Annotated in this window: 10 protein-coding genes; all 10 read right to left on the bottom strand. The window is 28.5% G+C overall.

Going from position 1 to position 12389, the window contains the following annotated elements; translation table 11 throughout:
* Positions 1-6: 6 nt before the first annotated feature.
* The 10 genes from U0T58_00755 to nuoC all read right to left on the bottom strand — a co-directional run bounded on the left by U0T58_00755 (position 7) and on the right by nuoC (position 12322).
* The gene (locus tag U0T58_00755) at positions 7-1545 is read right to left on the bottom strand and encodes an NADH-quinone oxidoreductase subunit M (GenBank protein ID XBC42433.1); all 1539 of its coding nucleotides are present in this window, start codon (positions 1543-1545) and stop codon (positions 7-9) included.
* A gap of 121 nt (positions 1546-1666) precedes the next feature.
* Positions 1667-3514 (bottom strand): NADH-quinone oxidoreductase subunit L, encoded by a 1848-nt coding sequence (nuoL, locus tag U0T58_00750; GenBank protein XBC42432.1) that lies wholly within the window; start codon positions 3512-3514, stop codon positions 1667-1669.
* A complete protein-coding gene (gene nuoK, locus U0T58_00745; protein XBC42431.1) occupies positions 3511-3813 on the bottom strand; it encodes an NADH-quinone oxidoreductase subunit NuoK in 303 nt (100 codons plus the stop codon). The genes nuoL and nuoK overlap by 4 nt, the downstream gene beginning before the upstream one ends.
* Positions 3814-3847: 34 nt before the next feature.
* A complete protein-coding gene (gene nuoJ / locus U0T58_00740; protein XBC42430.1) occupies positions 3848-4345 on the bottom strand; it encodes an NADH-quinone oxidoreductase subunit J in 498 nt (165 codons plus the stop codon).
* Between the two features lie 11 nt (positions 4346-4356).
* Complete coding sequence (gene nuoI / locus U0T58_00735) at positions 4357-4899, bottom strand: NADH-quinone oxidoreductase subunit NuoI (protein XBC42429.1); 543 nt, start codon at positions 4897-4899, stop codon at positions 4357-4359.
* Positions 4900-4914: 15 nt separating this feature from the next.
* Positions 4915-5889, bottom strand: coding sequence for an NADH-quinone oxidoreductase subunit NuoH (gene nuoH / locus U0T58_00730; protein ID XBC42428.1), 975 nt, complete (start codon positions 5887-5889; stop codon positions 4915-4917).
* The gene (gene nuoG, locus U0T58_00725) at positions 5886-8615 is read right to left on the bottom strand and encodes an NADH-quinone oxidoreductase subunit NuoG (protein ID XBC42427.1); all 2730 of its coding nucleotides are present in this window, start codon (positions 8613-8615) and stop codon (positions 5886-5888) included. Before nuoG ends, nuoH begins: the two co-directional genes overlap by 4 nt.
* Before the next feature lie 65 nt (positions 8616-8680).
* On the bottom strand, positions 8681-10063 hold the full coding sequence (gene nuoF / locus U0T58_00720) for an NADH-quinone oxidoreductase subunit NuoF (GenBank protein ID XBC42540.1): 1383 nt from the start codon (positions 10061-10063) through the stop codon (positions 8681-8683).
* The gene (gene nuoE, locus U0T58_00715) at positions 10054-10548 is read right to left on the bottom strand and encodes an NADH-quinone oxidoreductase subunit NuoE (protein XBC42426.1); all 495 of its coding nucleotides are present in this window, start codon (positions 10546-10548) and stop codon (positions 10054-10056) included. The genes nuoF and nuoE overlap by 10 nt, the downstream gene beginning before the upstream one ends.
* 7 nt (positions 10549-10555) lie before the next feature.
* A complete protein-coding gene (gene nuoC, locus U0T58_00710) occupies positions 10556-12322 on the bottom strand; it encodes an NADH-quinone oxidoreductase subunit C/D (protein ID XBC42539.1) in 1767 nt (588 codons plus the stop codon).
* Positions 12323-12389: the final 67 nt, after the last annotated feature.

Below are 12389 nucleotides of genomic sequence, written 5' to 3'. Positions count from 1 at the left end.
TACAAATTACAGCCTTGTAGTTAAAATAAAATTAGAAAAAATAGTCCGAATATTATTTAATGGAATTTCGGATATATTCAAAATTATATTTGGAAAGAATCCAATTAATATCAACATTGACAATAATAATACTGATATAAAAATCTCACGAAAAGAAACATATTTTACAATAACTGTATTACGAGTGACAGTAGCATGACCAAAATATGTTTTTTGTATCATGATCAAAGAACATAATGCTGAAACAATCAAAGAAAAAGCAGTAATACTAACTAACAAAGCATGATTTTTAAATGATCCCAACAATATCATAAATTCACCTAAAAAATTTCCAGTACCCGGAATTCCTAAATTTGCCACTGCAAAAAATAAAGAAAAACCAGGTATCCAATTAATACTAGACCACAAACCACCCATATTTCTCATATCACGAGTATCAGTACGTTGAAATAACTGACCTACAAGACAATATAAAGCAGAAGTAGACAATGCATAAGAAATTGTTTGTAAAACAACTCCTTGATAAGCAATTTGACTAGCACTATAAATAGCAATTAAAGCAAAACCCATATGCGATATAGACGTATAAGCAATTAAACGTTTTATATCGTCTTGAGAAAAAGCAACTAATGCTGTATAAAATACAGTAATAAATCCTAACAACATAAAAATATATGAAAAACTAACTGAAGAATGAGGAAAAAAAGGAATATTAAATCGCAATAAAGCATAAACCGCTGTTTTTAACAAAATACCGGAAATGTCTAATGAACCAAAAATAGGTGAATAAGTATGAAAATCTACAAGCCAACCATGAAATGGTACAATAGGAAGCTTTATAGAAAATGCTAAAAAAAAACCCAACATAATATAAGTTTCTAACATACAACTTAAAGAAGTATTACGAAGTAAATCATAATTAAAACTTAAAATATGAGTAGACAAATAATTAGAATATACTAAAAATAATATTGAAAACAACAAAATTAAACCAGAACACTGAGAATACATAAAAAATTTATTAGCAGCAATGTATCGATTACAACAAAATTTTTTGTTATTAATCTTATGTCCCCAAAACATCATTAAAAAATATGCTGGAAATGTTATAATTTCCCAAAAAAAGAAAAATAAAAAAAGATCTATGGAAAGAAAGATTCCCATAGAAAAACTTAAAATCCATAACAAATTCAAATAAAAAAATCCAATATACTTTCGCACTTTGTCCCATGCACACAATATAGATATTATTCCTAAAATACTAGTTAAAATTAACATTAAAATAGACAATCCATCTGCTGCTAAATGAAAAGAAATTCCAAACTGTGGTATCCAAGGAATTTCATATTCAAAGTTCCAATAAGAACTATATATACTAGGAATATAAATAGTTAAATCATAAAATAATAATGAAACAGATAATATTAACACCATACTCATCGATATTAATGCTATATAATGAGATACTTTTATATCATATTGATCAAGAATCAAACAAAGTATTCCACCTAAAAAAGGAACCATAATGAAAATAAGAAGCAACATGTTAATTATATTCCTTATTTTAGTTTATTTTACTTAGCAAATTTAATAATATAAGCAATAAGTTAAAAACTAGCTTAACGTATTAAAATAAGATGCACTTATTTTATTTTAAACGTAAATTTTATATAAACGTTATAATCGTTAATAATGCTAAAAATCCCAAAATCACTAATATAAGATATGTTCTTAAATATCCGTTATGCATTGACACTGCCCTACGATAGCAAAAACATAATAAATTTTTTGGATAATAAACAATGATATCTATAATAGGATCAAAGGTTAAAATTCTAGAAATATAAAGGTAAGGTTTTACAAATAAAATATTATATAAATAATCAAAACCCCATGCATTAAATAAAAAAGAATAAATATGCATTCCAATTCTAGTATGTAAAACGTTACTAATTATTTCTTTATTGACTATCCATAAATAATAAGAAAAAAATATTCCAAAAAAAGATATAAAACTACAAACAATTTCTAACAAAATATTCGAATGAACAAAAATCATTTTTTCAGGAAAAACAAAAGATAATGGTAAAACAATGTAAGACTCAATAAAAGTAGAGAATATTGTCAATAAAATTAAAGGAAAATTATGACTAAATGCTTTCGGATAAACACATTTTAGTTTTGTACTAATACCACCATGAAACATTACAAAAATCATTCTAAACGTATACATTGTAGTCAATAGTAAACCTAATAAGCATGATATAAAAAAAGCTATATAATTGCTTTCCAAAGTAGAAAACAAAATACTTTCTTTACTATAAAATCCAGACGTAACAATAGGAAACGATGACAACGAGGCGCCACCAATTAAAAAAGAAACGTATAACAACGAAGATCTATTTTTTAATCCACTCATTTTGAAAATATCTTTTTCATTTTTTAATGAAATAATAATTGATCCAGCAGTCAAAAAGAGCAATGCTTTAAAAATGGCATGAGCAATTAAATGTCCAATAGCTCCAGTCCAATTTTGAACACTCAAAGCAATAAACATATAACCTACTTGACTCATAGTCGAATAAGCTAATATTCGTTTAATATCAGTTTGGACTAATGCTGAAAAACTAGAAATAATCAAAGTTCCACTACCTATAACTCCTAAAATATATAACACTTCTGGACATAATAAAAATAGAAAATGAGTACGCGCTATTAAATAAACCCCAGCTGTCACCATTGTAGCTGCATGTATTAATGCAGATACCGGAGTAGGACCAACCATAGCATCTGCTAACCAAGTTTGTAATGGAATTTGTGCAGACTTTCCTATAGCACCAATTAATAAAAAAGAAGTAATCCATTGTAATGATTCTATATGCTCCTGTACTGTAACTGTTTTTAAAATTAGTTGTAGTTCTTTAAAATCTACAGTACCAAATTCTTTATAAATTAAAAACATAGACAATAATAAAAAAATATCTCCCACACGAGTAATAATAAATCCTTTTAAAGCAGCATAGCTAGCATTAATATTTTTATGATAAAATCCTACTAATAGGTAAGAACATAATCCTACCCCTTCCCATCCTAAAAACATAAAAACTAAATTATTAGATAATACTAATGACATCATACAAACAATAAATAAATTCATATATGCAAAAAAATTCGATAATTCATTGTTAGCACGCATATACCACACAGAAAATACATGAACTAAAAAACCTATGCAAGTTACCATAACTAACATAGTAACTGACAAACCATCAACTAAAAATCCAAAATCTATTTTAAAATTATCCGTATGTATAAACGTCCATAATTTTTCAGTTAATATTTTTTCGCCTTGATAAGAAAAAGTTATCATCAAATATATTGCAAATAACATTGACATCAAAACAGATCCAACCGAAAATTTTACAATATAATTATCAGAAAACAAATCTTTCAAAAAAAACAATAACGCGCAATTTACCAATGGAAAAAAAATCATTATATAAATAATATTCATCCATGCATCTCACTTAACTTGTCAATATTTGCAGTTTTAAACTGTCGATAACATTGTACTAAAAGTGCTAATCCTATTCCTGATTCTGCAGCTCCTAAAGTGACAATTAAAATATACATTATTTGTCCATCTACTTGATTCCAATAACTACCTACTACCACTAATGCTAAAGCCGCTGCATTAATCATAATCTCTAAACTAATTAACATAAAAAGTATACTTTTATGCATCACTAAAGAAATTAAACCTAAAATCAACAAAATAGATGGCAGAATTAAACAATGAGACAAAGGAATCATACGTAATCCGTCCTAATAAAATTAATAAGATTTATTATATCTTTTTTTTATTTTTTCCAATATGAAAAGTTACTACCAATGCACTCAGCAACAACATCGAAGCTAATTCAATAACAAGGACATAATCACTAAACAACTTCATCCCAATTTCATGTGTACTAATAACTACATTAAATATATATTTATCATTCAAATTAGATAATATAAAAATCATAAAAATAATTAATACTAATGCTAACATGAAAAAAAACATCAATTTAATAATAGACTTACCAGATGTCACTGAATAATGAATAAAATCATTAAAATTAAACATCATAATAATGAATACAAATAACACCATAATAGCGCCAGCATAAATGATTACTTCTAATGCAGCTGCAAAAAAAGCTCCTAATGAAAAAAATACACCCGATGTACACAAAAATGATAACGTTAAATATATCAAAGCATGCATTGGATTATTACTAAAAATAGTTAATATAGTAAATATAATTGACATCAATCCAAAACTATAAAAAGAAAATTCCATATCATCCATCCTTAGGGTAATAATGTTTTTACATCAATAGGATGAGATTCATAGTCTAAATCACCTTTTTTCTTTCCTTCAATCTCTACGCCTGAAAAATTATAAAAATCGTAATCAGAATATTTTCCAGGACCAGAAATTAATAAATCTTCTTTTTCATATACTAAATCCTGTCTCTTATATTCTGAAAGTTCAAAATCAGGAATTAATTGAATAGCTGCTGTCGGACAAGCTTCTTCACATAATCCACAAAATATACATCGAGAAAAATTGATTCTAAAAAACTCAGGATACCAACGTTTAGTTTTGAGAGTAGATTTTTTTAAAGAAATACAACCTACAGGACATACTACTGCACACAAATTACAAGCAACACATCGTTCTTCACCATTTAAATTACGAGACAATATTATACGCCCCCTATATCTTGGAGGAAGATATACAGATTGTTCTGGATACATTATAGTTTCTCGACTCGAAAAAATATTAACAAAAGTTAGCCAAACACTACGTATTTGGCTAATTACAACATATAATTTTTTTGAAATACTCATGAAATTAATCTCTTGCTAAACTCTATATAACATAATAAAAGCAGTAAACATCAAATTTGCTAATGTCAAAGGAAAACAAAATTTCCATCCAAATAACATTATCTTGTCATAACGAGGACGCGGTAATGATGCTCGAATCAAAACAAACAAAAACATAAAAAAGCTAGTTTTTAGAATAAACCAAAAAATAGAAGAACAACCAAAACCCAAATAACCACCAAAAAACATAGTAGTAATTAAACTTGAAATTATTATAATAGAAATATATTCTCCAATAAAAAATAAACCAAATTTCATTCCAGAATATTCAATATGATAACCATCTGCTAATTCTTGTTCTGATTCAGGTTGATCAAAAGGATGTCTATGACATAACGCTAAACCTGCTATAAAGAAAGTGACAAATCCAAAAAACTGAGGAACAACATTCCATATAAACACTTGACTATTAACAATATCAATCATGTTAAATGATCGAGCACGAGCGACTACTCCCATTAAAGATAAACCTAAAAAAATTTCATATGATAATGTTTGCGCAGTAGCTCTAATAGCACCTAGCAACGCATATTTGTTATTACTAGACCAACCTGCAAATAATACAGAATATACAGACAAAGATGCCATCATCAAAAAAAATAAAATACCTATATTTAAATTAATAATAACGAAACTAGAACTAATAGGTATAATTGCCATAACTAACAATAAAGATATAAATCCTAATATTGGAGAAAAGAAAAATATTGCTCTTCTACTAAATGTAGGAATCCAATCTTCTTTAAAAAATATCTTAATCATATCTGCTATTACTTGTAACGTTCCTTGCCAACCTACTCTATTTGGTCCATAACGATTTTGCAATAAACCCAATATTCTACGTTCTACCACACTCATCATAACTGCACAAAACAAAGTACAAAATAGCACTAAAATAGATTCTAAAACTAACACATTCCTTCCTATGAAAATTATTAAAAAACCAATCATACAATCATCTTCTTAAAATCTACAATCTTTTTGTTAGATAAAAAAAGAGGAAAATCAGGAAATCCTATAGGTAATCCTAATTGTCCAGATTGAATGTCTGAAGAAATATATACCATAACTACGAATTTTACACCCAGACAACTAAATTCTATTTTAGATCCAGATTTAATAGATAAAACATCTGCATCATCTTTACTTAAAATCCCTACAACATTACTAGACATACTCTTTTTAATTACTGGAGATAATTGTGACAATTGTTCATTACCAAATAAATAATAATACGGAATAATATAATAAGTGTTGCTAACATTATTATTAACTTTAGTTTCAAACCAAGATATAGATTTGCGCGAATCATACAAAAATAAACGTCTTCCAGAATCTCCACAACGTAATTCTCCATTTATTTCTTTTTGAAACTTATTCCATGCTTGTGAAGAATTCCATCCCGGAACCCAAGCAAAAGGTATATAAGAAGAATATTTATAAGATTGCTGACAACCTTCCATAGAAAAAGAAAACATAGAATTTTTATCTTTAGGTTGACTAATTTCGTGAACATTAATGTGAGATCGACTAGAAGTTCTACCACTACAACGATGCGGGGATCTAGCTAATTTTTGTCCATAAACTTTAAAAGAAGAACCTGGAGCTACAAATTTTAATTGTTCAAAGTTAATATCTTCAGAAGACATACTACAAATAATATCATCTAATTTATGCCAAATTTGACATACTTTATATAATTTACATCGTATACGATGTAACCACATCCAACTATCTAAAACATGCGAATCACCATCATAAAATTTTGGATCGTACACCTGGAAAAAACGTTGTGCTCGACCTTCATAATTTACAACAGTACCAGAACTTTCAAAAATATTAGTTGATGGAAAAACTATTGTTCCCTTTTTCATAGTATTAGTATTAATATGATCCATTACTATAACATTTTTAACATTTCTAAATAATTTTTCAATACAAATGTTTGAAAAATAACGATGCAAATCATTTTCTAAAATTATTAAAGAATCACATTGTTTATTCGAAACATTATTTACTACTTTTTCTAGTGACATTCCACTCAATAAACCAACACCCAAACTATTAAAATTAGATACTAACAAAACCAATCCAACTTTTTTTTCTACATTTTTTAAAGATCTTGCTATATTATGTGCAATTTGAATTAATTCAATACTATTAGAATGAACACCTGAAACAATTAAAGGTTTTTTGGAAGAAAGCAACGAAAAAACAATTTTTTTCATTATTGTAATCAAATTTTCGCTTAAATTGTTTACATGAAAAGAACCCTTATCAATATAATCAGCAATTGCACAACCTAATTGTACCTGATCATCAATTGTCAATACATAACTATTTTCAGAGATATCATCTAATTTAGTTTTATAAGTATTAATAATAAACAATTTGTTTTTTATATTTTGAGAAATATTCTTAGTAGCTAATGCATGCCATTTTGGAATATTATTAGATAGTGCTACCTTTCTAGATTTCCCTTTTATTGCTTGACGAATAGATAAAGCTATCATAGGAGAAGTATTAGTAATATCTTCACCTAAAACAAGAATAGTGTCATAATCTTCAATTTCTCGTAATGTAGGAGTATAAATACCACTATTTTTTAAAATTTTTATAATTAATTTTGTGCAGTCTAATTCTTTTTGTAACATTCCAACAGAGAAATTCTCTATTCCAACTAGTTTTTGAAGTGCATAGTTATTTTCTAAACTAGCACGACTAGAACCAATTCCTATTATTTTAGATGCAGTAGTTAAACGTTTTACTACTAACTCAATAGAATTTTCTACGCTATTTAAAATATGTTTTGTACCTTTACATCGATAAGTAGAACGTTTAGGTCTATCTTCTAAATTAGAATAGCCATAACTAAATCTACCTAAATCACATAAAAAATAACGATTAATACTACCATGATATCGATTTTCTACTTTACATATTTCTCCATATTTTTCTCCTACACTAATATTGCATCCTACGCAACAATGCTGACAAATACTCGGTGCATATTGTAAATCCCATTTCCTAACATATGTTTCCGATTGCACTTTATCAGTAAAAACTCCAGTAGGACAAATATCTATTAAATTCCCAGAAAATTCACTATTCAATGGCCCATCTTCTAAACGTCCAAAATAAATGTTATTGCTAATTCCATAAACTCCAAAATCTGTACCATCAGCATAATCTTTATAATAACGCACACATCTATAACAAGAAATACATCGATTCATCTCATGTCTAATAAATGAACCTAAATATTGATTTTTATGAGTTCTTTTCAAAAATCTATAACGACGAACATGATGTTTAGTCATAACAGTCATATCCTGTAAATGACAGCTTCCACCTTCCTCACAAACAGGACAATCATGTGGATGATTAGTCATTAATAATTCAATAACTCCTTTCCTAAAATTTACTGCTTCACTTTCATTAATAGAAACTATTAATCCGTTCATAATAGGCGTCATACAAGATACTACTAATTTACCCACCTTATCTTCAAAACTATGATATTGTTTTACAACACACTGACGACAAGCACCAATGCTTCCTAATGTTGGATGCCAACAGAAATACGGTATATCAAAACCAAGAGACAAACACACTTGTAATAAATTATTCGAATTGTCAACATCATATTTGTTATTATCTATAAAAATTATAGCCATAAATAATTTTTATTTCCATTTAGTAGAATATTTATAAAGTAATGTAGCATTTACATATATCACATTTAATCATATTTACTTTTAAATTTATTATCATACTCAACTTTATCTAAAATCTCATTATAAGATGAAACATTCTCTATTAATTTAACATCAATAACAGATGATAATTCAACACCACATTCAAATTCCATACGAAAATATTTAATAGCACTTTTTAATGGCGCAACAGCTCCAGGTGCATGTGCACAAAATGTTTTTCCAGGACCTAATTGATGACATAATTGTTCTAAAGTTTCAATATCATGTTTTCTTCCTTGCTTTCTTTCTAAAGATCTTAAAATAGATACAATCCAGGGTAAACCATCACGACATGGAGTACACCAGCCACATGATTCGCGAGAAAAAAATTCTTCTATATTTCTAACCAAAGACACCATATTTGCGTTATTATCTATTGCCATAGCAAGTGCTGTTCCTAACCGACTACCTGCATTCTGCACACTAAAAAAATCCATAGGCACATCAATATGTTCAGATGTTAAAAAATCTGTACTCGCTCCACCTGGCTGCCATGCTTTCAATGTTAATCCATCATGCATACCACCAGCATAATCTTCCAATATCTCGCGTGCTGTAGTTCCAAAAGGCAACTCCCATAATCCAGGATTTTTAACTTTTCCTGAAAACCCCATAATTTTAGTACCAGAATCAACACTCTTTGACAAACTCTTATACCATTCTACTCCATGCAAAATAATTGAAGGCACGTTAGATAATGTCTCTACGTTATTTACACAAGTAGGTTTCCCCCAAACTCCAACCAAAGCAGGGAAAGGAGGCTTAAATCTTGGATTAGCTCGTTTGCCTTCTAAAGAATTAATTAAAGCAGTTTCTTCCCCGCAAATATAACGACCGGCACCACTATGTAAAATGATCTCAAAATCTAGACCAGATCGCAAAACATTGTTTCCTATATATCCATGTTTTTTTGCTTCATTAATAGCTCTAATTAAAATACGCTCAGCATTAACATATTCATATCTTAAAAAGATATAACTTTTTCTAACTCTTAGAGCTAATGAACTAATTAAAATTCCTTCTAATAATTGATGAGGAATTCGTTCTATTAAAAATTTATCTTTATACGTTCCTGGCTCCATTTCATCAGCATTACATAACAAATAGCGCATAGAACTACTATTATTTTGAGACATTAAGCTCCACTTCACTCCTGTAGAAAAACCTGCTCCACCACGTCCTTTCAATCCAGAGCATTTTATAATGTCTATAATTTTACTAGGTTCAATAGTCTCAATTGCTTTTTTAAAAGCAAGATAACCTCCCTTTTTTTTATATTCTTCGATCCATATTACACCTTTATTATCATTTAACCACCAAGTTAATGGATGAGTTTCTGAAGTTAACAATATCTTTTTCACTGATATAATTCCAATAATTCAACTACTGTTTTTAAAGTCAAACGCGAATAAATATTGTCATTAATCATTAAAGTAGGAGCTTTATCACAATTTCCTAAACAACATATCGGTAATAAGGTAAAACGAAAATCCCTTGTAGTTTCTCCAATAACAATATTTAACTTATTCTCTAAACAAGCCCTAATGTTTTCACAACCATGCATATAACATACTACACTATCGCAATAACGTATCACATTTCGTCCTACTGGTCGTCTAAAAATTTGACTATAAAACGTTGCAACTTCTTCTAAATCACTGGCGGACATTTCAAGTATTTTAGAAATTGCATAAATAGCTTGTTTAGAAACCCAACCTCTATTTTTTTGTACTATTTTTAAAGCTTCTATAGAACTTGCACGAGAATCTTCATAATTATTTTTTTCTTTTAATATTGCTTTTTTTTCTTCATTACTTAACATAAAAATGTTGTGAAATTTTTCTTTTAACATATTCACTTTAACGATCAACATCAGACATAACAAAATCAATACTACCTAAATAAACTATTAAATCTGATATTAAACTCCCACGAATAACTGACGGTATTTGCTGTAAATGAGGAAAACTAGGCGTTCTTATTCTAGTTCTATAACTTGTAGTACTTCCATCACTAATTAAATAGTAACTGTTAATACCTTTAGTTGCTTCAATCATTTGAAAACTCTCATTATGAGGTATTACTGGACCCCAAGATACTTGTAAAAAATGAGTAATCATAGTTTCGATGTGCTGAAACATATGTTCTTTAAGTGGAGGAGTAGTTAACGGATGATCTGCCTTAAAAGGACCCTCTGGCATATTATTTAAACATTGTTTTAAAATATGAAGACTTTGCCAAATCTCTTCTACTTTCAACATTACTCGAGAATAACAATCACTAAGACCATCTCCTATAGGTATCTCAAATTCAAAGTTATGATACCCTGAATAAGGTCGTTTCTTTCGAACGTCAAAATCTAAACCAGTAGCACGTAATCCAGATCCTGTAATACCCCATTTTAATGCTTCACACTTATTATATCCTGCTATACCCTTCGACCGACTAATTAAAATACTGTTTTTTAACGAAGTATTAATGTATTTAGTTAATCTATTTGGCATCCATATAAGAAATTTTTCTAATAACCTATTCCACCCTTTTGGTAAATCATGTGCTATCCCTCCAATCCTAAACCACGCTGGATGCATACGAAAACCAGTAATTGCTTCAATAATATCGTAAATTCTTTGACGATCAGTAAAAGCTAAAAATATGGGTGTCATAGCCCCTACATCTTGAATAAAAGTAGAAATATACAATAAATGGCTATTAATCCTAAACAATTCTGATAACATAATGCGAATTACTTCTACTTTTTTTGGAACCACAATACCTGCCAATTTTTCTACTGCTAAAATGTAAGGCATTTCATTAACACATCCGCCAAGATATTCAATTCGATCAGTATACGGAATATAACTATGCCAAGTTTGACGTTCTCCTATTTTTTCTGCACCACGATGGTGGTATCCAATATCTGGAACACAATCTACTATTTTTTCTCCATCTAACTGTAAAACAATACGAAAAGCTCCATGTGAAGAAGGATGATTCGGACCTAAATTTAAAAACATATAATGACTATGTTTTCCTTGCTTTTTCATTCCCCATTCTTCTGGTTTAAATTTTAATGCATCCATTTCTGCATCTTCTTTATATTGATTTAAAGTAAAAAAATCAAATTCAGTTGCCCTAGAAGAATAATCTTTTCGTAATGGATGACCTTTCCAAGTTTTTGGCATAATAATGCGAGTTAAATGCGGATGATCATCAAAAACTATTCCAAACATTTCCCATGTTTCTCGCTCATACCAATTAGCGTTTGGGTATAATCCAGTTAATGTAGTTACATTCAATTTGTTACTAAATAACGCAATTTTAAATATTACATCATTATTTCTAGAAAAAGAAACAAAATGATAAAATACTGAAAAGTCAGCTAACGGTAATTGACAACGATTAGTACGAAATCTTTCATCTACACCATGAAGGTCAAATAACATGTTATATGGATTATATATACTTAATAAAAATTTACCAATTTTCAATAACATATCACTGTCGATCCATAATGTAGGAATTCCCATTAAAGTAGACTGAAGAACAAACTTGTCTCTTCCAAAATACTCAAATAATTCTACTACAATATCACTATTAATATGATCATCAGAAATATGCTTCATCGCATTATCATTCTTAGTTGAAATAGTTACTTTCATAAATTACATAATAATTTTCGTAGTGTGAAAT

Source organism: Buchnera aphidicola (Meitanaphis elongallis) (assembly GCA_039830015.1).
Classification (GTDB): Bacteria; Pseudomonadota; Gammaproteobacteria; order Enterobacterales; family Enterobacteriaceae; genus Buchnera_B; species Buchnera_B aphidicola_AU.
This window is presented reverse-complemented; position numbering and strand designations above follow the sequence as displayed.